Source organism: Pseudomonas sp. TUM25319 (assembly GCF_056388475.1).
Map to the genome: position 1 here is coordinate 1,609,208 of NZ_CM150751.1, position 22,512 is coordinate 1,631,719.

A 22,512-nucleotide genomic window follows, 5' to 3' on the forward strand; every position below is an offset into this window, starting at 1 on the left:
AAGTTTCAAGCTGCAAGAAAGAGCGGTCGGCGCAGGTCTGCTTCTTCTTGTGGCTTGCAGCTTAAAGCTTGCCGCTCAGGGCTCGCAGCTCAAGCCGGCTGTCGCTGAACCAGGGCCAGCAAGGTCCAGCCCGGTCCGGGCCTGAGCGTGTGGTCCGGCCCGAACACATGCACCCAGCCATGGTCGTCGCGGGCGAACAGCAGTAACGCACGCTCGCCATGCAGCGCCCGGTATTCCTCCCAGCCAAAGGTCTCGGTCAGGTGCGTGCTGTACAGTTCGGCGCCCTGATGCAACCGGTTGGCCAGTTGCACATAGGTCAGTGGCTGGCTTCCCAGCAGGTGACCGCGGTGTTCGTCGCTGGCCCTGTGCTTGTCGCTACGCTTGACTTCCAGCCCGCTGGCCAGGGAAAAAAGCCGCTGGTGGCCGAAGTCGTGACGAAAACGCATGCAGGCCAATGCATTCAATTCTCCGGAGGGCGAAAGTCCGAGCAGGTGGCCGAGCCCGACCAGGTCGAGGTGTGCGTCGGCATGCTGCGAGGCCGGATTGCCGAAGTAGGTCGGCAGCCCCTCCATACGCGCCGCCCGGATGTTCTCCCAGCTGGAGTCGGTCAGCAGGACCCGGCAGTCCATCTGCTGCAGCGCCTTGCCGATGGCTCGCGCCGCCGGGTTGGCGCCGACGATGAGAAAGCCGCTGGGCGCCGGCTCCGCCACCTTCAACAGCCTGGCCAGTGGTCGGGCCGTGGCGCTTTGCAGAACCACGGTGCCGATGATCACCGCGAACGTCAGCGGCACCAGCAACAAGGCGCCTTCGTGGCCGGCCTCATTCAGGCGAATGGCGAAGATGGCCGAGACTGCTGCCGCAACGATGCCCCGTGGTGCGATCCAGCCCAGCAATGCCCGCTCGCGCCAGTTCAGGGGCGAGCCCCAGGTGGAAAGGGCAACGTTCAGCGGGCGGGCAAGCACCTGGATCACCAGCAGCAATGCCAGCACCGAGGGGCCAAGGCCGAGCAGGGCGTTCAGGTCGAGGCGCGCGGCCAGCAGGATGAACAGCCCGGAGATCAGCAGCACGCTGAGGTTTTCCTTGAAGTGCAGGATCTGCCGGACATCCACGCCCTTCATGTTCGCCAGCCACATGCCCATCACGGTGACCGCCAGCAGCCCCGATTCGTGCATCACCTGGTTGGCGGCAATGAAGATGCCCAGCACGGCCGCCAGCGAAGCCAGGTTGTGCAGGTATTCCGGCAGCCACTGTTCACGCATTACCTGGCCCAGCAGCCAGCCGCCGGCGGCGCCGAACGCGCTGCCGCAGAGAATGACTCCGGCGAAGGTCTTCAGGCTCTGGCTCAGCCCTTCATCGGCCGCGCTGGCGATGATGAAGCTGTACACCACCACGGCCAGCAGCGCACCGATGGGGTCGATGACGATGCCTTCCCAGCGCAGGATGTTGGCGATGGCCGACTTCGGCCGCACGACCCGCAGCATCGGTACGATCACCGTCGGCCCGGTGACCAGGGTCAGGGTGCCGAACAGCACCGCCAGCGGCCAGTCGAAACCCAGCAGCCAGTGGGTGGCAACGGCGATCACCGCCCAGGTGACCAGCGCGCCGAGGGTCACCATCCGCTGGACCACGCTGCCGATCTCGCGCCACTGCGACAGGTGCAGTGTCAGGCTGCCCTCGAACAGGATCAGCGCCACCGCCAGCGACACCAGGGGCATCAGCAACGGGCCGAACATTTCCTGCGGATCGAGCCAGCCCAGGACCGGGCCGGCGAGTATGCCGCTGAGCAGCAGAAACAGAATGGCCGGCAGTTTCAGGCGCCAGGCCAGCCACTGGCAGCCCAGTGCGGCGACGCCGATGCCGCCAAACGCCAGCAGGATCTGTTGTTCGTTCATTCGGATTCCCTATCCTGGCAAGGTTATGGAAGACTAGCGGCATTTCGGCGTTTTCATCGCCTCGTTGCCGAGTTGTCATGCCTGCTATCGACCACCCCCTGATTGATCAGTTTCTCGATGCCCTATGGCTGGAAAAAGGCCTGTCGGACAATACCCGTTCCTCTTACCGAAGCGACCTGGCCCTGTTCAACGGCTGGCTGCAGGAGCGGAGCATCGAATTGCCGGACGCTGGCCGGGACCTGATCCTCGATCACCTCGGCTGGCGCCTCGATAACCACTACAAGCCGCGTTCCACGGCGCGTTTCCTGTCTGGCCTGCGCGGCTTCTACCGCTACCTGCTGCGGGAAAAACGCATCGCCGTCGATCCGACGCTGCAGGTAGAAATGCCACAGCTGGGGCGGCCATTGCCCAAATCGCTGTCGGAAGCGGACGTCGAGGCGCTGCTCAAGGCGCCAGACCTGAGCGAGGACATTGGCCAGCGTGACCGTGCGATGCTCGAGGTGTTGTACGCCTGCGGCTTGCGGGTGACCGAACTGGTCAGCCTGACCCTGGACCAGATCAACCTGCGCCAGGGCGTTCTGCGGGTGATGGGCAAAGGCAGCAAGGAACGGTTGGTGCCGATGGGCGAGGAGGCGGTGGTGTGGCTGGAACGCTACCTGCGCGACGGCCGCAACGGCCTGCTCAACGGCCGCCCCAGCGACGTGGTGTTCCCCAGCCAGCGTGGCGAGCAGATGACCCGCCAGACGTTCTGGCACCGGATCAAGCACCACGCCCAGGTGGCCGGGATCGGCAAGGCGCTGTCGCCGCATACCCTGCGTCACGCCTTCGCCACCCACCTGCTCAACCACGGTGCCGACCTGCGGGTGGTGCAGATGCTGCTGGGCCACAGCGACCTGTCGACCACGCAGATCTACACCCATGTGGCCAAGGCGCGGCTACAGGAACTGCATGCGAAGCACCATCCGCGCGGCTAGGCTTATTTGACCCGTCGAGGTGCCCGTTACAGGCCGATGAATGTGATAGTCTTCCACGGTTTACGTCCTGGGCCGGCGAAATACCCGCATTTTCAGCACGGGAGTCCTTATTCCGGCCCTTTGTACGCTTTCAGGAGTTCCTATGCGCTTGATCCAGATCCTTGCTGCCACCGTGCTGGCGCTGGTGAGTAGTTTCGCCGCGGCAGACGACGCCGAGCAGAATATCCGCAAATCCCTGCAATCGCTGGAGTCTGAAATTCCGGTCGATAGCATTGTCGCCAGTCCGCTCAAGGGGCTGTATGAAGTCAAGCTTCAGGGGGGGCGCGTCCTTTACGCCAGCGCCGACGGCCAGTTCCTGGTCCAGGGCTACCTGTTCCAGTTGCAGGATGGCAAGCCGGTCAACCTGACCGAGAAGACCGAGCGACAGGCCATCGCCAAGACCATCAACGCCATTCCAGCCGCGGAGATGGTGGTTTATCCTGCCAAGGGCGAGACCAAGTCGCACATCACCGTCTTCACCGACACCACCTGCCCGTACTGCCACAAGCTGCACGCCGAAGTGCCCGAGCTGAACAAGCGTGGTATCGAAGTGCGTTATGTCGCCTTCCCGCGCCAGGGCCTCGGCTCGCCGGGTGACGAGCAGCTGCAGGCGGTCTGGTGCTCCAAGGACCGCCAGGGCGCCCTGGACAAGATGATCGACGGCAAGGAAATCAAGGCCGCCAAGTGCGAGAACCCGGTCAGCAAGCAGTTCGCCATGGGCCAGTCCATCGGCGTCAATGGCACGCCGGCCATCGTGCTCGAGGATGGCCAGGTGATCCCGGGCTACCAGCCGGCCCCGCAAGTGGCCAAGCTGGCCCTGGCCGGCGCCAAGTAATTCAATCAGTGGGCCGCCTTCATGGGGAGGCGGCTTCTTTCACGGTCGGTACCACGCCGGCCGTTCAATGGGGAGTTTCACAGTGAAACCGGTCAAAGTAGGCATCTGTGGGTTGGGGACCGTCGGTGGCGGTACCTTCAATGTACTCAAGCGAAACGCCGAGGAGATTGCCCGCCGCGCCGGGCGTGGAATCGAAGTGGCACACATTGCCATGCGTTCGCCGAACCCGAACTGCCAGATTACCGGTACCCCCATTACCGCTGACGTGTTCGAAGTCGCGAGCAACCCCGAGATCGATATCGTCATCGAACTGATCGGTGGCTACACCGTGGCCCGCGAACTGGTGCTCAAGGCCATCGACAACGGCAAGCATGTGGTCACCGCCAACAAGGCGCTGATCGCCGTGCACGGCAACGAAATCTTCGCCCGCGCCCGCGAGAAAGGCGTGATCGTCGCGTTCGAAGCCGCCGTGGCCGGCGGCATCCCGGTGATCAAGGCCATCCGCGAAGGCCTGGCGGCCAACCGCATCAACTGGCTGGCGGGCATCATCAACGGCACCGGCAACTTCATCCTTACCGAAATGCGCGAGAAAGGCCGTGCCTTCCCCGACGTGCTGGCCGAAGCCCAGGCGCTGGGCTACGCCGAAGCCGACCCGACCTTCGACGTCGAAGGCATCGACGCCGCGCACAAGCTGACCATCCTGGCGTCCATCGCCTTCGGCATCCCGCTGCAGTTCGACAAGGCCTACACCGAAGGCATCACCCAGCTGACCACTGCTGACGTGAACTACGCCGAAGCCCTGGGCTACCGCATCAAGCACCTGGGCGTGGCCCGCAGCACTGCTGCCGGCATCGAGCTGCGCGTGCACCCAACCCTGATTCCGGCCGACCGCCTGATCGCCAACGTCAATGGCGTGATGAACGCCGTCATGGTCAACGGCGACGCCGCCGGTTCGACCCTGTTCTACGGCGCTGGCGCCGGCATGGAGCCGACCGCTTCCTCGGTGGTCGCCGACCTGGTGGACGTGGTTCGCGCCATGACCTCCGACCCGGCAAACCGCGTACCGCACCTGGCCTTCCAGCCGGACTCGCTGTCCGCCCACCCGATCCTGCCGATCGAAGCCTGCGAAAGCGCCTACTACCTGCGCATCCAGGCCAAGGACCATCCGGGCGTACTGGCCCAGGTGGCCAGCATCCTCTCCGAGCGTGGCATCAACATCGAATCGATCATGCAGAAGGAAGTCGAGGAACAGGACGGCCTGGTCCCGATGATCCTGCTGACCCACAAGGTCCAGGAGAAACGGATGAACGACGCCATTGCCGCGCTGGAAGCCCTCCAGGACGTGGCCGGCAAGGTCGTGCGGATCCGCGTCGAACAGCTCAACTAAATTCCAGCGGCAAGCTCGAGGACCCTCCGCTGCAAGAAAGAGCGCCACCGCTCCTCTTGCAGCTTGAAGCTTGAAGCTTGCCGCTCAAAAGAAGGTTTGCCCTCATGCGCTATATCAGTACCCGTGGCCAGGCTCCTGCCCTGAATTTCGAAGACGTGCTGCTTGCCGGTCTTGCCAGCGATGGCGGCCTCTACGTGCCGGAAAACCTGCCGCGTTTCACCCAGGAAGAAATCGCTTCCTGGGCCGGCCTGCCGTATCACGAGCTGGCGTTCCGGGTGATGCGCCCGTTCGTCACCGGCAGCATCGCCGATGCCGACTTCAAGAAGATCCTCGAAGAAACCTACGGTGAGTTCGCCCATGCGGCGGTCGCGCCACTGCGTCAACTGAACAGCAACGAATGGGTGCTGGAGCTGTTCCACGGCCCGACCCTGGCATTCAAGGACTTCGCCCTGCAACTGCTCGGTCGCCTGCTCGACCATGTGTTGGCCAAGCGCGGCGAGCGCGTGGTGATCATCGGCGCCACCAGCGGCGACACCGGTTCGGCAGCCATCGAAGGCTGCCGCCGTTGCGACAACGTCGACATCTTCATCCTGCACCCGCATCAGCGCGTTTCGGAAGTTCAGCGCCGCCAGATGACCACCATCATGGGCGAGAACATCCACAACATCGCCATCGAAGGCAACTTCGACGACTGCCAGGAGATGGTCAAGAACAGCTTCGCCGACCAGAGCTTCCTCAAGGGCACTCGCCTGGTGGCTGTCAACTCGATCAACTGGGCGCGGATCATGGCCCAGATCGTCTACTACTTCCACGCCGCGCTGCAGCTGGGTGGCCCGGCCCGTTCCGTGGCGTTCTCGGTACCGACCGGCAACTTCGGTGACATCTTCGCCGGCTACCTGGCGCGCAACATGGGCCTGCCGATCAGCCAGCTGATCGTCGCCACCAACCGCAACGACATCCTGCACCGCTTCATGAGCGGCAACCAGTACGTCAAGGAAACCCTGCACGCGACCCTGTCGCCGTCGATGGACATCATGGTGTCGTCCAACTTCGAGCGCCTGCTCTTCGACCTGCACGGTCGCAACGGTGCTGCCATTGCCGAGCTGATGGCCAACTTCAAGCAGGGCGGCGGCTTCAGCGTCGAGCAGGACCGCTGGACCGAAGCGCGCAAGCTGTTCGACTCACTGGCCGTGGATGACGCGCAGACCTGCGAGACCATCGCCGAAGTCTTCGCCCAGACCGGCGAAGTGCTGGATCCGCACACCGCGATCGGCGTCAAGGCCGCCCGCGAATGCCGCCGCAGCCTGGACACGCCGATGGTGGTGCTGGGTACTGCGCACCCGGTCAAGTTCCCCGATGCGGTGGAAAAGGCCGGCGTCGGCAAGGCCCTGGAACTGCCGGCTCACCTCTCGGACCTGTTCTCGCGGGAAGAGAAGTGCACGGTCCTGGCCAACGACCTGGGCAAGGTCCAGGCCTTCGTGAGCCAGCACGGTAATCGCGGCAAGCCGCTGTAAGCAAAGCATCAGCACCTGGCAAAAGGCCCGTCAAAATGACGGGCCTTTTGCCAGGTGTCAGGCGGTTTTCCCCAGCAGGGATTCATACGGAATGCGCAATCCGTCATGCAATCGCTTGATCATGGACAAACTCAAGCGCCGTTTGCCATTCAGCACCTCTGAAACGCGGCCGCTTGGGCCGATGTATTGTTCGAGGTCGCGAGGGGTCAGACCTTGCTGATCCATACGGAATTTGATGGCCTCTATCGGGTCGGCAGCCTGAATCGGGTAATGCTTGTTCTCATAGACCTCAATCAGCGTTACCAGTATTTCCATCTCATCGGCTTCAGGTGTTCCGGGTTCAGCCTGGAAGATGGTTTCGAGCCGCTTGAAGGCCGCATGAAGGTCTTTGTCGGTGCGGATCGGCTTAATATTCATTGATCGTCTCCACGTTTATCTCGTCGTAGCGCTGGTGCGTGCCGATGAATTTCACCCAGGCGATACCTGCTCGATACTGCATCTCGACAACGAGTCGGTATTTGTTGCCACCGATGTCCCAGGCACTTCCCAAAACTTGATCAGCGTGTTTTTTAGCCCTCTGGTTCGATCACTGCAACTCGGTTGCGCACATCTGCCCGTTGATCATCATCGGAAACAGGTGAGGATCTTTGGGATTTTTCCTATAGGGATGACGGCAGCTTTTCCCTAGAGTTGCGCCTTTGTGCTCCCGCACAGGCCGGCAATTCGCGGAGAACCGTTCATGCATTCGCTCAAGATCCTGATTCTCGAAGACCATCCTTTCCAGTTGATGGCCTTGCACCAAATGCTCAACGCCAGTGGCGTGTACGACGTGCTGGCGGCCGAGTCCGTGGGCTGTGCGAAGGAAATGCTCGCCCGTCATGGTCCTGTCGATGTGGCGATCTGCGACCTGTACCTGGATGGCGACGACGGCTTGTCGCTGATTCGCCATCTGGCCCATGAGCGGCTGGCGTCGTCGCTGATCATTCTCAGTGATGCCGAACCGGTGTTGCTCGAGCGGGTGGGCGAACTGGCGCGGCAACTGGGCATAAGGCTGCTGGGCAGCGTTCCGAAACCGGCCAACAGCGCCATTCTGCACCGTCTGCTGTCGCAATACCGCGAGGTTCCTGCGAGGGCGGAACCTCAGGAGGCATCGGCGCAGGTGTTCGAGCTGGCGAGCCTGTCTGCCGAGCAACTGGCACGCTCCCGCGAGCAATGGCGCGTGCAGTACCAGCCACGGGTCGATGCGGAAGGGCGGCTGGTGGCGGTCGAAGCGGTGGTCGGTTGGCAGCACCCGACCCTCGGTCTGCTGGCGCCGGGGCAGTTTTTTACCGTGCTCAAGGGGGCCGGCCTGCTCGACATGCTCACCTGGCATCTGCTCGAACAGGCCCTGGCGCTGAGCGCCGCGATCACGGGGGAAGACGGGCGGCCATTACCGGTGGCGGTCGGCCTGCCGTCGTCCCAACTGCTGGACGCCGGTAGCGCCGCGCGGCTACAAGACCTGCTGGCGCGGTTGCAACTGCCCGGCAGCGTACTGACGCTGGAACTCGATGAAAGCCACTGTGAACGCATGAGCAGCGAGGCGTGGGTGGCGCTGCGTTCGCTGGGATGCCGTCTGTCTCTGGACGGCTTCAGCGGTACGCTGCTCAGCCTGCCGCAACTGACCGGTCTGCCGTTGCACGAGCTGAAGTTGCCGGTTGCTGCCCTTCGCGGTATGGGCGAGGACGGCCGCAAGGCTGCGGCGGTGGCGGGGGCCTTGATCCTGGCACGGCGTCTGGAACTGAAGGTGGTGATCGTGGGGGTCGAAACCCCCGAGGACTGGGCGATCGCCAGCAAGTTGGGACGCCCGGTGCGGCAAGGGCATTTCATCGCCCGGCCGATGCCTGCGGGTATCCTCCTGGAGTGGCTGAGCGCCCGTGAGGCAGTGGTATCGGCAAGGGAGCAGGGTGCAACCGGGGAGGCCGATTAAATCTGTCACGTTCTGGAGGCATGCTCGTGAAACGGGCGGCAACCCGCTTGACCGAACTTTTCCGGCGCAGGCGGGGTCATTGAAAGACCCCTTTGTTCTAACGAGGTGAATAGTGAACGAGATGGAATCTGTCAGCTTGTTGCTCAATGAAGCATTGGCCCCGTATGCGGTCATGCTGGCTCCCAAGGGAGTTGCCGATTTCACCTTGTCGCTGCGGGACGAGTCCGGTCAGCAGGTAGTGCAACGCCGTGTCATGGCCAGCGAACTGACGGACCAGCGCCTGCTGGTGGATCTGGTGGACGGCCTGCAGCGTGACCTGCGTATCGCCGAGGGGCGACTCCAGCCCTGTGTGATCGCAGCCTGGCAACATGCCCGGCAGGGTCGGAATTTGTCGGCTACCTTGTAGGAACCTTTATTGGATCCCGCGATCAGACCCTATACAGGCAGGCAGATGGCATTTTGCTCCGATGCTGTCTGACTGTCTCCACGAAAGGCCCAAGGCCTTCGTTTAACCCCGTACGGGCTCCCCACCGTTCGGGGTTTCTTTTTGCCCGGATTTCGCGGTCAGTGGTCGAAGAAGTGGCGGGCGTCTTCCATGTACACCTCGCGGGTCTGCGGGTCCAGCCACTGGGCGTAGAGCGGCGGCAATACATCCCGGCGCATGTCCAGCAGCAACTGGTTGATGTGGGCGATGGCCTGCTCGCCGAGCACGGTCCTGGAGCAGCCGACATGAATGAACTGGTACTCGGCGACACCCTGAATTGGATAGAACACCAAATCGTCCAGCGGCTGGCCGAGTTCCTGGCTCAGGTAACGTACCTCTGGCCAATAGCCGAGCAGCCACTTCAGCCGCCCGAGAAATTGCATCTGCAGCAGGCTTCTCACAGCGTCGACACCGTAGTGAGGGGCGAGTCTGTCGCGTGGTGTGTCGCGCAGAATGTCGTCGATGGGCGTGCTGTAGCTGCGCTCGGCGACCATCCCCAATTTTTCCGGCTGGCTTGCCAGCAGGGCCTTGAGGTCGACATGGTCTTCTACCAGGAAGGGCTCGATCAGCTTCTGGTCTTGCTTGCGGATGATCAGGCCGTTACTCAGGGTGCCCATGCTCGGCAGCGAGAAGTGGATGAACTGGTCGCGTTCGGGGGTGCGCAGCAGCGTCGGATCACAGTTGAAGCCGGGCTCTCGCAGCATCTGCAAGGCCCGGGCGCGATTGACACGCTGGATGCTGTGATCGTACTCGGGCATGCGCTCGGTCAACATGGCCAGCAGTTGATCCACCGCCCCGCGGTTTTTCTGCGAGCCTTCGAACATGGTCAGCGGCGGCAGGTCACGCAGCAGCCAGACCAGTCGCTCCCTGGCCGCGGCAATGCCGGAGGCGCTCAGCAGCACGCCGAGCAATACACTCAGGGCCAGCCGCTTCAGATGGCACCTTGCTCGCGCAGGCTGGCGATGGCGGCCGGGTCGTAGCCCAGTTCGCCGAGCAACTGGTCGGTATGCTCGCCCAGCTTCGGCCCGACCCATTCGCTGGAGCCCGGGGTGTCGGACAGCTTGGGCACGATGCCCGGCATCTTGAACGGCTTGCCGTCGGGCAGTTTCGCCTGGAGGAACATCTCCCGGGCGAGGTACTGCGGGTCGCTGAACATGTCTTCGGCGGAATAGATACGGCTGGCCGGGACTTGCGCCTCGTTGAGGGTACGCATCAGTTCGTCCAGCGGCACGCTGCCTGCCCAGCGGTCGATCACGCCGTAGAGCTCGTCACGGCGCAGGTCGCGGCCGTCGTTGCTGGCCAGGGCCGGATCGTCGGCCAGGTCGGCGCGGCCGATGGCGAGCATGAAGCGCTTGAAGATGGCATCGCCGTTGGCGCCGATCTGCACGTGCTTGCCGTCGGCGCTGGTGTGGATGGAGGAGGGCGTGATGCCGGGCATGATGTTGCCGGTGCGCTCGCGGATGAAGCCGAACACGTCGAACTCCGGCACCATGCTTTCCATCATGGCGAAGATCGCTTCGTACAGCGCCACATCCACGACCTGGCCCTCGCCGCCGTTCACCTCGCGGTGCCGCAGGGCCATCAGCGCACCAATCACGCCCCACAGGGCGGCGATGGAGTCACCGATGGAAATCCCGGTGCGCACTGGCGGGCGGTCGTCGAAACCGGTGATGTAGCGCAGCCCGCCCATGGACTCGCCAACGGCGCCGAAGCCCGGCTGGTCCTTCATCGGCCCGGTCTGGCCAAAGCCGGACAGGCGCACCATCACCAGCCTGGGGTTCAGCGCCTTGAGCACGTCCCAGCCCAGGCCGAGCTTTTCCAGCACGCCAGGGCGGAAGTTCTCGATAAGGATGTCGGCCTCCGACAGCAGGCGCTTGAGGATTGCCATGCCTTCGGGGTGCTTGAGGTTGAGGGTCAGCGACTGCTTGTTGCGCGCCTGCACGAACCACCACAGCGAGGTGCCTTCGTAGAGTTTGCGCCACTTGCGCAGCGGGTCGCCGCCATCCGGGGACTCGACCTTGACCACCTGGGCGCCGAATTCGGCACAGATCCGCGACGCGAACGGTCCGGCGATCAGGGTTCCGAGTTCGACCACTTTCAGGCCGGCGAGGGGTTTGCTGGGCAACGACATAAGGCATCCGTGGCAATGGGCAATGCGCTCGTTTTTATCACAGGCCGATTGGCTCAGATACTGTTGTAGCGCAGGAATGTGGCTTCGTTTAGTTGATCGCCGCCGCATCGGGTAGACTGGGCGACTTTTCCCCGTTACCAGAAGCCCGCCCCCATGGCCCAGCCGTCCACCACCTACAAATTCGAACTGAACCTCACCGACCTCGATCGCGGCGTCTACGAGAGCGTCAAGCAGACCATCGCCCGCCATCCTTCGGAGACCGAAGAGCGTATGGCCGTGCGGCTGCTGGCCTACGCCCTGTGGTACAACGAGCAACTGTCGTTCGGCCGTGGTCTGTCGGATGTCGATGAAGCCGCGCTGTGGGAAAAGAGCTTGGACGACCGCGTCCTGCACTGGATCGAAGTCGGCCAGCCGGATGCCGACCGCCTGACCTGGTGCTCGCGCCGTACCGAACGCACCAGTCTGCTGGCCTACGGCAGCCTGCGGGTGTGGCAGAACAAGGTGGTGGATGCGGTCAAGGGCTTGAAGAACCTGAATATCGCTGCCGTGCCGCAAGAGGTGCTGGAAACCCTCGCCACCGACATGCCGCGTTCCATCAAGTGGGACGTGATGATCAGCGAAGGCACCGTGTTCGTCACCGACGACCGTGGCCAGCACGAAGTCCAGCTGGAGTGGTTGCTGGGCGACCGCGGCTGAGCCGCCAACTTTCCCGTTTTTCATGGAAGCCTAAGCCGTCCCATGCGTATCGAACCGCGTTCACTGCCGTCCACCCTGCCATTTCTCGGTGACCTGCCGCCCTTGCTGACCCGCCTGTACGCCGCCCGAGGCGTGCAAAGCGCCGAGGAGCTGGACAAGAGCCTGGCGCGTCTGCTGCCGTTCACCCTGCTCAAGGGCATCGACGCGGCGGTGGACCTGCTGGTGGAAGCGCTGGAGCAGCGGCAGCGCATCCTCATCGTCGGTGACTTCGACGCCGACGGCGCCACCGCCAGCACCGTCGGCGTGCTCGGCCTGCGCGTGCTGGGCGCGGCCCATGTCGATTACCTGGTGCCCAACCGCTTCGAGTACGGCTACGGCCTGACCCCGGAGATCGTCGCGGTGGCGCTGCAGCGTTCGCCGCAATTGCTGATTACCGTGGACAACGGCATTTCCAGCGTCGAGGGCGTGGCGGCGGCGCGGGCGGCGGGGCTGAAGGTGCTGGTCACCGACCACCACCTGCCCGGTCACGAACTGCCCCAGGCCGACGCCATCGTCAACCCGAACCAGCCGGGCTGCGACTTCCCCAGCAAGTCGCTGGCCGGGGTCGGGGTGATCTTCTATGTACTGATGGCCCTGCGAGCGCGCCTGCGCAGCCTCGGTCACTACGACAGCAAGCCACAACCGAACATTGGCGAGCTGCTGGACCTGGTGGCCCTGGGCAGCGTCGCCGACGTGGTGCCGTTGGACGCCAACAACCGCATCCTGGTGCACCAGGGCCTGGAGCGTATCCGCGCCGGTCGTGCCCGTGCCGGGCTCAAGGCGATCCTCGAAGTGGCCCGTCGCGACCATCGCCGCATCACCTCCACCGACCTTGGTTTCATTCTCGGCCCGCGCCTGAATGCCGCCGGGCGCCTGGACGACATGAGCCTGGGCATCGAATGCCTGCTCAGCGAAGACGCCAGCCTCGCCCACGAGATGGCGGTGCAACTGGATGAACTGAACCAGGACCGCAAGTCCATCGAGCAAGGCATGCAGCGCGAGGCCCTGGCCCAGCTCAAGGACCTGCCGGTGGAGTCGATGCCGTTCGGCCTGTGCCTGTTCGAGGCAGACTGGCACCAGGGCGTGATCGGCATCCTCGCTTCGCGCCTGAAAGAACGCTATCACCGTCCCACCATCGCCTTTGCCGATGCGGGGGAGGGCATGCTCAAGGGCTCGGCCCGTTCGGTGCCGGGTTTCCACATTCGTGATGCGCTGGATGCGGTGGCGGCGCGGCATCCCCAGTTGATCAGCAAGTTCGGCGGGCACGCCATGGCGGCGGGGTTGTCGCTGCCGGCAGACAATTTCCCGGCATTTGCCGACGCCTTCGATGATGAAGTCCGCCGCCAGTTGCGTGAAGAGGACCTGACCGGCCGGCTGCTGTCCGACGGCACCCTGGCGGTGGAGGAATTCCACCTAGAGCTGGCCCGCGCCCTGCGCCATGCCGGCCCCTGGGGTCAGCACTTCCCCGAGCCGCTGTTTCACGGCGTGTTCCAGTTGGTCGAGCAGCGGGTGGTGGGCGAACGTCACCTGAAGGTGGTGCTCAAGAGCGAATGCGGTTCGGTGAAGCTGGACGGTATTGCCTTCGGCATCGACCGCGACGTCTGGCCGAACCCGACGGTGCGCTGGGTCGAGCTGGCGTACAAGCTCGACGTCAACGAGTTCCGTGGCCAGGAAACCGTGCAACTGATGATCGCGCATATGGAGCCACGCTGATCCGCTAGCGGAACTTGGGGTAGGAAACTGGTCTAGGCTGTGTAGGACCGGCACTGAGCCAAAGGGACAACGAGCGCTCGGTTCGGTCCACCATTCGGAGTCCTGAGAGGTGCCCTCATGAGCCTTTTGCTTGAGCCATACACCCTGCGTCAGTTGACCCTGCCCAACCGCATCGCCGTCTCCCCCATGTGCCAGTACTCCAGCGTCGATGGCCTGGCCAACGACTGGCATCTGGTGCACCTGGGCAGCCGCGCCGTCGGTGGCGCGGGCCTGGTTATCACCGAAGCTGTGGCAGTCACTGCCGACGGCCGCATCACCGCCCAGGACCTGGGCCTGTGGGACGACGCACAGATCCCGCCGCTGCAACGTATCACCCGTTTCATCACTGCCCAGGGCGCCGTGCCGGGCATCCAGTTGGCTCACGCCGGGCGCAAGGCCAGCACCCATCGCCCGTGGCTGGGCAAGCACGGCAGCGTCAAGCCGGAAGACGGCGGCTGGACCCCGGTGGGGCCGTCCCGCATCGCCTTCGACCCCGAACACACGCCGCCCACCGAACTGAGCGAAGTGCAGATCCGCGGCATCATCGACGACTTCGTTGCCGCTGCGAAGCGGGCCCTGGTAGCGGGCTTCAAGGTGGTGGAAATCCATGCGGCGCATGGTTATCTGCTGCACCAGTTCCTGTCGCCGCTGAGCAACCAGCGGCGGGACGGCTATGGCAGTTGCTTCGACAACCGTATCCGCCTGACCTTGCAGGTTACCGAGGCGGTGCGGGAAGTCTGGCCGGAGTCGTTGCCGCTGTTCGTGCGGGTGTCGGCGACCGACTGGGTCGAGGATGGTTGGAACCCGGATGAAACCGTGGAACTGGCCAAGCGCCTCAAAGCCCTGGGGGCTGACCTGATCGACGTGTCATCGGGCGGCACTTCGGTGCACGCCGAGATCCCCACCGGTCCGGGCTACCAGACCCGTTTTGCCGAGCGGGTGCGCAAGGAGTCGGGGATCGCCACCGGCACCGTCGGCATGATCACCGAACCGGCCCAGGCCGAGCACATCCTGCGCACCGGCCAGGCCGATCTGATCTTCCTCGCCCGCGAACTGCTGCGCGATCCGTACTGGCCGCTGCATGCCGACGACGACCTGGGCGGCAACAAGGCGACCTGGCCGGCGCAGTACCAGCGGGCGACGAGCCGGGAGCAGCCGATTCATGAGTCGGATTTGAGGGATTGAGTCAAGGATTGCAAACGACCCGGTAGGAGCTGGCGCTCCTTCGCAGGCTGCGCCAGCTCCCACAGGGTTTGGTGGGCGCTTTCAGGCGTCAGGCCAGCTCGCCCACCGCCCGCCACGCCTCATCAATCGCCGCATGCGCATATGCACTCCACGCCGCATCCGAGTTGGCGATGGTCACATTGCCCAGCGGTTTCTTCGCCTGCTCCATCCACCGCTCGGTCTGTTCGGCATCGTCGTACAGGGTGTTGGTGAAGCAGGAATAGCCATGGGACCAGCGGTTGACGGTGATCGCCAGAATGTCCTTCTGGTGATCGAAGCCCCCTGGCCCGAGCATCCGCTGCAGCTGGTCACGCAACTGTGCCTCCAACTGGTCGAAACTTTGCGCATAAAGTTTCGCCCGGCCGGTACGCGCCTGGTCGCGGCCGTTCATGCCGGCGTTGGGCGTGGTCGGCACGTAGACCATGTGCAACCCGATGGGCTGCGCCGGGTCACGCGGGTGCTCGTAGCCGCCCATGCTCACCGGATAGTCCAGCTTGATCCGGCTGTAGGGCTGGGTCGCGGCGTAGATCTCGTGTACGCCCAGTTTCTGGAACGCCTGCCAGTTGCGCACCACCACCTTGGTGTACACCAGAGGGAACTTGACGTTCTGGCTCAGGGCCTGGGCCTGTTCCGCCGGCAGGTCGCGCAGCAGGTAGGGGATCATCATGTTGTAGCAGGCCATCACGCAGTGCCTGGCCCGCACTTGCGCCAGTTGGCCGCCACGGCTGTAGCCGACGTTCACGCCACCCTCGACGTTGCGCACGCTCACCGCCGTGCTGTTGAGGCGGATGCGCACCGGGTGCGCGGCCTGGTCGAGCTGGCTGTAGTCGAACTTCGCCAGGACGATGTCGTCCATGCCCTTGCCCGGCGCCACCTGCGGAATCAGGTCGCGCACCAGCAGCCGCGCCAGCGAAGCGTTGCCGTCGGGGAAGTGGTAGATGTACGGCTCTTCCATCTCCGCCCTGGCCTCTTCGCTGATGGGGTCGAGTTGCATCGCAGAGAAGCCGGGGAAGCCGAAGCTGTAGGCGTCGGAGGCAGCCACCGCGTCGATGCTCAGGGCCATGAAGTCGTTGGTGCGACCCTGGAAGTACGCCACCGCCGTCGGCGACAGGCCCACGTCCTTGAGCAGGAAGTCGCGGTAGCTGGTGCGTTCCAGATGGGCGTTCTTTTCTTCCAGGCTCTTGCCGGCCAAGTAGTCCCGGGGCGCTTCGTGCAGGTCGATCAGCGCCTTGCGGTCGGCTTCCGGCAGCGGGAAGTCGTTGATGAAATCGCGGATCGAGCGGGCGTTCAGGCGTTCCGGGGCGATATCGTCGGCCACCATCGGCGTCGGGTCGCCGGTCACCAGTTTGTCTTCGCCGAAGGTCTCCTTGTCGAAGAACACCCCACGCGACAGCTTCAGGTCCGGGTAGAAGTTGCGGTCGAAGGCCGTTTCGAAGCGCTTGATATCAACGCCCAGGGCCTTGAGCAGACCGTTCACTTCCTTGCTGTACAGGTGGTTCGGCGACTGGAACGCCTCGCTGCCGCCATAGCCGATGATCGTCCGGCCGCCGGCGCTGAACTCGTTGCGCTTGGCGTGGCCGCCGAAGTCGTCGTGGTTCTCGATCACCAGGATTCGCGCCTGCGGGTGGCGCTGGCGATAGAACCAGGCCGCCGACAGGCCGCTGATGCCGCCACCGACCACCACCAGGTCGTACTGCTCGGCGATGGGCAGGGCGTCGGTGTCGAAGGTCTTTTTCTCCCAGCCCATCTGGTGCGCCACTTCGAACGCGCCAGCATGGCTGCCGCGCAGGCCCGTCAGCGTCGGCGGATAGTAGCGTCCGTCCGGCGCGGCCTGGAGGATCTGCAGCGGGGTCATCCCCGCCGCGATGCCGATGGCGACGCCGTTGAGAAAATCGCGTCGTGTGATTTGCATGCAAGGTCCTTGTCGATCAGTGCTTGAACATCACGTGACGGATGCTGGTGTAATCCTCCAGCCCGTACATGGACATGTCCTTGCCGTAGCCGGAGAGTTTCTGCCCGCCGTGGGGCATTTCGCTGACCAGCATGAAGTGGGTGTTGACCCAGGTGCAGCCGTACTGCAAACGCGCCGAGACGCGGTGGGCGCGGCCGACGTCGGCGGTCCACAGCGACGAGGCCAGGCCGTAGTCGGAGTCGTTGGCCCATTCCAGCACCTGCGCCTCGTCGTCGAAGCGGGTCACCGAAACCACCGGGCCGAACACTTCGCGGCGGACAATCTCGTCGTCCTGCTGGGCGTCGGCCAGCACCGTCGGCTCGAAGAAGAAACCGTCGCCAGGCACGGCCTTGCCGCCGGTGACCAGACGGATATGCGGCTGGGCGATGGCGCGCTCGACGAAACCGGCCACGCGGTCGCGGTGCTGGGCGGTGATCAGCGGGCCGAGTTCGGTTTGCGGATCGTCCTGCAGGCCATACTTGATGGTCGATACCGCTTCGCCAAGCTTCTCGACGAACTGCTCGTAGATGCCGCTCTGGGCGTAGATGCGGCATGCCGCGGTGCAGTCCTGGCCCGCATTGTAGAAGCCGAAGGTGCGGATGCCCTCGACGGCGGCGTCGATGTCGGCGTCGTCGAAGATGATCACCGGCGCCTTGCCGCCCAGCTCCATGTGCATGCGCTTCACGCTGTCGGCGGTGCTGGAAATGATGTTCGAGCCAGTTGCGATGGAGCCGGTCAGCGAGACCATGCGCACCTTCGGGTGGGTGACCAGCGGCGCACCGACGCTCGGGCCCTTGCCAAAGACGATGTTGAGCACGCCGGCAGGGAAGATGTCGGCGGCGATCTGTGCCAGGCGCAGGGCGGTCAGCGGGGTCTGCTCCGAGGGCTTGAGCACCACGGTATTGCCGGCGGCCAGGGCCGGGGCGATCTTCCAGGCGACCATCATCAGCGGGTAGTTCCACGGCGCGATGGAGGCGATCACGCCCACCGGGTCGCGGCGGATCATCGAGGTGTGGCCCGGCAGGTACTCGCCCGCCGCCGAGCCATTGAGGCAGCGGCTGGCACCGGCGAAGAAGCGGAACACGTCGGCGATGGCCGGGATCTCGTCGTTCAGCGCGGCGCTGTAGGGCTTGCCGCAGTTGTCCGATTCCAGCTTGGCCAGTTCTTCGCCGTTGGCCTCGATGGCGTCGGCCAGTTTCAGCAGCAAACCTGCACGGTCTTTCGGCGCGGTCTGCGACCAGGCGTCGAAGGCGTGGTCGGCGGCGCGCACGGCAGCGTCCACCTGGGCGGCGGTGGCCTCGTTGATGCTCACCAGGGTGGCGCCCAGGGACGGGTTGAGCACGTCGTGGGCAGGTCCTTCGCCGGCCACCAGTTGGCCGTTGATCAGCAGCTTGGTTTGCATGGTTCAGTCCTCGTCAGCAAGTCAGGGTCATTTTCCGCTGCCGGCAACGCTTTCGCCGCCGCGGGTCAGGTAGTAGGCGCCAAGGATCGGCAGCATGGTCACCATCATCACCAGCATGGCGACCACGTTGGTCACGGGCACGTCCCGCGGCCGGCTGAGCTGGTTGAGCAGCCAGATCGGCAGGGTGCGTTCGTGGCCGGCGGTGAAGGTGGTGACGATGATCTCGTCGAACGACAGGGCGAACGCCAGCATGCCGCCAGCCAGCAGCGCCGAGCCGAGGTTCGGCAGGATGATGTAGCGGAAGGTCTGCCAGCCGTCGGCGCCGAGGTCCATCGAGGCCTCGATCAGGCTCTGCGAGGTGCGGCGCAGGCGGGCGATGACGTTGTTGTAGACGATCACCACGCAGAAGGTGGCGTGACCGACCACGATGGTGAAGATCCCCGGCTCGATGCCCAGGCTCTTGAATGCCGAGAGCAGGGCGATACCGGTGATGATGCCGGGCAGGGCGATCGGCAGGATCAGCATCAGCGAGATGCCTTCCTTGCCGAAGAAGCTGCGCCGGTACAATGCCGCCGAGGCCAGGGTGCCGAGTACCAGGGCGATCAGCGTGGCCAGGCAGGCCACCTGCAGCGACAGCTTGATCGACTCCAGCACGTCAGGGCGCGAGAAGGCCACGCTGAACCATTTCAGGGTGAAGCCCTGGGGCGGAAAGCTGAATGCCGCGTCCTCGGTGTTGAAGGCGTAGAGGAAGATGATCAGGATCGGGAAGTGCAGGAACACCAGCCCGCCCCAGGCCGCCAGGCGCAGGCCCAGCGAAGCTTTTTCAGAGTGCATCGAAGGCCCCCAGGCGTTTGACGATGGACAGGTAGATGGCGATCAGCACGATCGGCACCAGGGTGAAGGCCGCGGCCATCGGCATGTTGCCGATCGCGCCCTGCTGGGCGTAGACCATGCTGCCGATGAAGTAGCCGGGCGGGCCCACCAGTTGCGGGACGATGAAGTCACCGAGGGTCAGCGAGAAGGTGAAGATCGAACCCGCCGCGATGCCCGGCACCGACAGCGGCAGGATCACCTGCATCAGGGTCTGCCGCGGTGTCGCACCGAGGTCGGCCGAGGCTTGCAGCAGTGACGGCGGCAGGCGCTCCAGCGAGGCCTGGATCGGCAGGATCATGAACGGCAGCCAGATGTAGACGAACACCATGAAGCGCCCCAGGTGCGAGGTCGACAGGGTACTGCCGCCCACGCCCGGGATGCCGAGGATGAACTGCAGTACCGGCTCCAGGTTCAGCGCCTGCACGAACCACTGGGCCACGCCGCCCTTGGCCAGCAGCAGCGTCCAGGCGTAGGCCTTGACGATATAGCTGGCCCACATCGGCATCATCACCGCGATGTAGAAGAACGCCTTGGTCTTGCCCGTGGTGTAGCGCGCCATGTAGTAGGCGATGGGGAAGGCCAGGGCGGCGCTGGCGATGGACACGGCGATGGCCATGCCCAGGGTGCGCAGGATGATGTCGAAGTTCGCCGGGTTGAACAGCGCGGCGAAGTTGGCCAGGGTCAGGTCCGGCGTCACCGCCATGGTGAAGTCGTCGAAGGTGTAGAAGCCTTGCCACAGCAGGCTCAGCAGCGAGCCTAGGTAGATCGCGCCGAACCAGATCAGCGGCGGGATCAGCAGCAACGCCAGGTACAGGTTGGGCTTGCGGTACAGCAGGTTGGAGAAGCGCCGCATCGGCGATCCCACCGGCATCGGCGCCGGTTTTTCCAGGGCCAGGCTCATCTCAGCGACCCTCGCTCAGCACGGTTTCGGCCAGCGGCGTCATCGCCTCCCGCGCCCAGTGCGCGGCCAGGCGCTGGCCCGGTTGCAGGTGCGCGGCTTCGGCCTGCCACTGGTTGTTGGCCTGGCTGACGTTGAGCAACTGGCCGTTGTCCAGTTTCAGCTCGTAGCGGGTGGCGCTGCCCTGGTACTGGATATCGTGCAGCACACCGCTGATCTGCACCTGGCTGCTGGCGGCGGCATCGCCCAGGCGGATGTGTTCGGGGCGGATAGAGAAGGGCTGGACGCTGCCGCTCAACTGGCTGGCCAGCTCGCCACGGACCACGTTGGAGGTGCCGACGAACTCGGCGACGAAGGTAGTGGCCGGCTTCATGTACAGGTTGCGTGGGGTGTCCACCTGCTCGATGCGACCGCGGTTGAACACCGCGACGCGGTCGGACATCGACAGCGCTTCGGTCTGGTCGTGGGTGACGAAAATGAAGGTGATGCCGAGCTGGCGCTGGAGCTTCTTCAGCTCGGTCTGCATCTGCTCGCGCAGCTTCAGGTCGAGGGCGCCCAGCGGTTCGTCCAGCAGCAGTACGCGTGGGCGGTTGACCAGGGCGCGGGCCAGGGCCACGCGCTGGCGCTGACCGCCGGACAGTTGCACTGGCTTGCGGCTGCCGTAGCCGCCGAGGGCGACCATGCCCAGAGCCTCTTCGGCACGCTTGTGGCGCTCCTGCTTGCCCACGCCCTTGACCTTGAGGCCGTAGGCGACGTTGTCGAGCACGCTCATGTGCGGGAACAGGGCGTAGTCCTGGAAGACGGTGTTGACGTCGCGCTGGTAGGGCGGGAGGCCGGCGGCTTCGGCGCCGTGGATACGGATCGAGCCGTGGCTGGGTTGTTCGAAGCCGGCGATCAGGCGCAGGCAGGTGGTCTTGCCCGAGCCGGAAGGGCCGAGCATGGAAAAGAACTCGCCGTCCTGGATATCGATGGATACCCGGTCGACGGCCTTGACCTCGCCGAACAAGCGGGAAACCTGGGTGAACTGGACTGCAAGGGTCATGGTGCGGTGCTCCGGATAGGCGTGGGTGTGTGCAGCGGCCCAGGCCTGGACGACTGACGAAGGTGGTGCATGTTTGGCAGGTGGCTTTTGCGGGCTCTTTCGGGCCTCATCGCCGGCAATGCCGGCTCCCACAGGTTCTGTGTGCGCCGCCGAACCCTGTGGGAGCTGGCATTGCCAGCGATGAGGCCCGAAAGGTGGGCCCAGGGCTAAGGCTTAGCGCCCACCCATGATCGCGATGTAGTCCTGGGTCCAGCGGCTGTACGGCACGAACTTGCCGCCCTCGGCCTGCGGGGTTTTCCAGAAGGCGATCTTGTCGAACTGGTCGAAGCCGTTGGTCTTGCAGCCTTCGGCACCCAGCAGTTCGCTGCTGGTGCAGGCCGCCGGGACCGCCGGCAGCGAGCCGAACCAGGCGGCGACGTCACCCTGGACCTTCGGCTGTAGCGACCAGTCCATCCACTTGTAGGCGCAGTTCGGATGCTTGGCCTCGGCGTGCAGCATGGTGGTGTCGGCCCAGCCAGTGGCGCCTTCCTTCGGCACGGTGGAGGCCACCGGCTGGTTGTCGGCTTTCAGGCCGTTGACCATGTAGCCCCAGGAACTGGAGGCAGCCACGCCCTCGTTCTTCACGTCGCTCATCTGCACGGTCGCGTCGTGCCAGTAGCGGTGGATCAGCGGCTGTTGCTGGCGCAGCAGGTCGAGCACGGCCTTGTACTGGGTTTCGTTCAGTTCGTAGGGGTTCTGGATGCCCAGTTCAGGCTTGGCCGACTTCAGGTACAGCGCCGCATCGGCAATGTAGATCGGGCCGTCGTAGGCTTGCACGCGGCCTTTGTTCGGTTTGCCGTCCGGCAGATTCTGCGGCTCGAACACCACGCCCCAGCTGGTGGGCGCCTGCGGGAATACCTTGGTGTTGTACAGCAGCACGTTCGGGCCCCACTGGTAGGGCGTGCCGTACACCTGCTTGTTGACCACGTACCACGGGCCGTCGTTGAAGCGCGGGTCGATGTTCTTCCAGTTGGGGATCAGCGCGGTGTTGATCGGCTGCACCCGCTTGCCGACGATCAGCCGCAGCGAGGCGTCGCCCGAGGCGGTGACCAGGTCGTAGCCACCTTTGGCCATCAGGCTGACCATTTCGTCGGAGGTGGCGGCGGTCTTCACCGTGACCTTGCAGCCGGTTTCCTTCTCGAAACCGGTGACCCAGTCGTAGTTCTTGTCGCTTTCACCGCGCTCGATGTAGCCGGGCCAGGCGACGATATCCAGCTGGCCTTCGCCGGCACCCACGGCCTTGAGCGGTTCGGCGGCCTGCAGGCTGGCGCTGGCCAGCAGGGCGGTGCTCAGGGCGCTGAGCAATGCGGTCTTGTGCACGAACATGGTGTTCCCTCTTCTTCAAATTATGGTCGGGGCAGGTTGTGAAAGCGG

19 protein-coding genes and 1 pseudogene are annotated in these 22,512 nt (G+C 64.5%); 9 read left to right on the top strand and 11 right to left on the bottom strand.

Features of this window, described 5'->3' with window-relative positions:
* Positions 1-89 precede the first annotated feature (89 nt).
* Positions 90-1,892 carry a cation:proton antiporter gene (locus AC05QJ_RS07395; protein ID WP_476746252.1) on the bottom strand — a complete coding sequence of 601 codons (1,803 nt, stop codon included), beginning with the start codon at positions 1,890-1,892 and terminating at the stop codon, positions 90-92.
* A 77-nt stretch (positions 1,893-1,969) separates the two neighbouring features.
* Here AC05QJ_RS07395 and xerD point away from each other — a divergent pair, with 77 nt between their 5' ends.
* From xerD to thrC, 4 genes are all read left to right on the top strand, one after another.
* The gene (xerD, locus tag AC05QJ_RS07400; protein WP_476746253.1) at positions 1,970-2,866 is read left to right on the top strand and encodes a site-specific tyrosine recombinase XerD; all 897 of its coding nucleotides are present in this window, start codon (positions 1,970-1,972) and stop codon (positions 2,864-2,866) included.
* A 142-nt stretch (positions 2,867-3,008) separates the two neighbouring features.
* Complete coding sequence (dsbC, locus tag AC05QJ_RS07405) at positions 3,009-3,740, top strand: bifunctional protein-disulfide isomerase/oxidoreductase DsbC (RefSeq protein WP_476746254.1); 732 nt, start codon at positions 3,009-3,011, stop codon at positions 3,738-3,740.
* An 82-nt stretch (positions 3,741-3,822) separates the two neighbouring features.
* Positions 3,823-5,127, top strand: coding sequence for a homoserine dehydrogenase (locus AC05QJ_RS07410; RefSeq protein WP_476746255.1), 1,305 nt, complete (start codon positions 3,823-3,825; stop codon positions 5,125-5,127).
* A 104-nt stretch (positions 5,128-5,231) separates the two neighbouring features.
* Positions 5,232-6,641 carry a threonine synthase gene (gene thrC, locus AC05QJ_RS07415; RefSeq protein ID WP_476746256.1) on the top strand — a complete coding sequence of 470 codons (1,410 nt, stop codon included), beginning with the start codon at positions 5,232-5,234 and terminating at the stop codon, positions 6,639-6,641.
* 57 nt (positions 6,642-6,698) lie between these two features.
* Here thrC and AC05QJ_RS07420 read toward each other — a convergent pair whose 3' ends face one another.
* Positions 6,699-7,058 (bottom strand): helix-turn-helix domain-containing protein, encoded by a 360-nt coding sequence (locus AC05QJ_RS07420; RefSeq protein ID WP_476746257.1) that lies wholly within the window; start codon positions 7,056-7,058, stop codon positions 6,699-6,701.
* Positions 7,048-7,197: pseudogene (locus AC05QJ_RS07425) on the bottom strand (type II toxin-antitoxin system HigB family toxin); the annotation flags it as partial. The pseudogene AC05QJ_RS07425 and the gene AC05QJ_RS07420, both read right to left, overlap by 11 nt.
* Positions 7,198-7,380: 183 nt before the next feature.
* Between AC05QJ_RS07425 and AC05QJ_RS07430 the strand changes: the two are divergent.
* Together AC05QJ_RS07430 and AC05QJ_RS07435 are read left to right on the top strand one after the other, a co-directional pair.
* Positions 7,381-8,607, top strand: a complete 1,227-nt coding sequence (locus AC05QJ_RS07430; protein ID WP_476746258.1) for an EAL domain-containing response regulator — start codon at positions 7,381-7,383, stop codon at positions 8,605-8,607.
* A 121-nt stretch (positions 8,608-8,728) separates the two neighbouring features.
* Entirely contained in the window at positions 8,729-9,013 is a 285-nt protein-coding gene (locus AC05QJ_RS07435) for a DUF3509 domain-containing protein (RefSeq protein ID WP_476747888.1), read from the top strand.
* Between the two features lie 158 nt (positions 9,014-9,171).
* Here the strand turns inward: AC05QJ_RS07435 and AC05QJ_RS07440 are convergent, their stop codons facing one another.
* Positions 9,172-10,002: a TIGR02285 family protein gene (locus AC05QJ_RS07440; protein WP_476746259.1), complete on the bottom strand. Its 831-nt coding sequence runs from the start codon at positions 10,000-10,002 to the stop codon at positions 9,172-9,174.
* A 20-nt stretch (positions 10,003-10,022) separates the two neighbouring features.
* A complete protein-coding gene (locus tag AC05QJ_RS07445; protein ID WP_476746260.1) occupies positions 10,023-11,222 on the bottom strand; it encodes a CaiB/BaiF CoA transferase family protein in 1,200 nt (399 codons plus the stop codon).
* A 153-nt stretch (positions 11,223-11,375) separates the two neighbouring features.
* Between AC05QJ_RS07445 and AC05QJ_RS07450 the strand changes: the two genes are divergently transcribed.
* From AC05QJ_RS07450 to AC05QJ_RS07460, 3 genes are all read left to right on the top strand, one after another.
* On the top strand, positions 11,376-11,918 hold the full coding sequence (locus AC05QJ_RS07450) for a YaeQ family protein (RefSeq protein WP_476746261.1): 543 nt from the start codon (positions 11,376-11,378) through the stop codon (positions 11,916-11,918).
* Positions 11,919-11,960: 42 nt separating this feature from the next.
* The gene (gene recJ, locus AC05QJ_RS07455) at positions 11,961-13,670 is read left to right on the top strand and encodes a single-stranded-DNA-specific exonuclease RecJ (protein ID WP_476746262.1); all 1,710 of its coding nucleotides are present in this window, start codon (positions 11,961-11,963) and stop codon (positions 13,668-13,670) included.
* Positions 13,671-13,787: 117 nt separating this feature from the next.
* Positions 13,788-14,894 carry an NADH:flavin oxidoreductase/NADH oxidase gene (locus AC05QJ_RS07460; protein WP_476746263.1) on the top strand — a complete coding sequence of 369 codons (1,107 nt, stop codon included), beginning with the start codon at positions 13,788-13,790 and terminating at the stop codon, positions 14,892-14,894.
* A gap of 88 nt (positions 14,895-14,982) precedes the next feature.
* On the opposite strand, the gene AC05QJ_RS07465 is transcribed toward AC05QJ_RS07460, so the two are convergent.
* The 6 genes from AC05QJ_RS07465 to ydcS all read right to left on the bottom strand — a co-directional run bounded on the left by AC05QJ_RS07465 (position 14,983) and on the right by ydcS (position 22,464).
* Positions 14,983-16,845, bottom strand: coding sequence for an FAD-dependent oxidoreductase (locus AC05QJ_RS07465; protein WP_476746264.1), 1,863 nt, complete (start codon positions 16,843-16,845; stop codon positions 14,983-14,985).
* A gap of 16 nt (positions 16,846-16,861) precedes the next feature.
* Positions 16,862-18,286, bottom strand: coding sequence for a gamma-aminobutyraldehyde dehydrogenase (locus tag AC05QJ_RS07470; RefSeq protein ID WP_476746265.1), 1,425 nt, complete (start codon positions 18,284-18,286; stop codon positions 16,862-16,864).
* A gap of 27 nt (positions 18,287-18,313) precedes the next feature.
* Positions 18,314-19,120, bottom strand: a complete 807-nt coding sequence (locus tag AC05QJ_RS07475) for an ABC transporter permease (RefSeq protein ID WP_476746266.1) — start codon at positions 19,118-19,120, stop codon at positions 18,314-18,316.
* On the bottom strand, positions 19,110-20,060 hold the full coding sequence (locus AC05QJ_RS07480) for an ABC transporter permease (protein ID WP_476746267.1): 951 nt from the start codon (positions 20,058-20,060) through the stop codon (positions 19,110-19,112). Before AC05QJ_RS07480 ends, AC05QJ_RS07475 begins: the two co-directional genes overlap by 11 nt.
* 1 nt (position 20,061) lies before the next feature.
* A complete protein-coding gene (locus AC05QJ_RS07485; RefSeq protein WP_476746268.1) occupies positions 20,062-21,099 on the bottom strand; it encodes an ABC transporter ATP-binding protein in 1,038 nt (345 codons plus the stop codon).
* Between the two features lie 213 nt (positions 21,100-21,312).
* Positions 21,313-22,464 carry a putative ABC transporter substrate-binding protein YdcS gene (gene ydcS / locus AC05QJ_RS07490; RefSeq protein ID WP_476746269.1) on the bottom strand — a complete coding sequence of 384 codons (1,152 nt, stop codon included), beginning with the start codon at positions 22,462-22,464 and terminating at the stop codon, positions 21,313-21,315.
* Positions 22,465-22,512 lie beyond the last annotated feature (48 nt).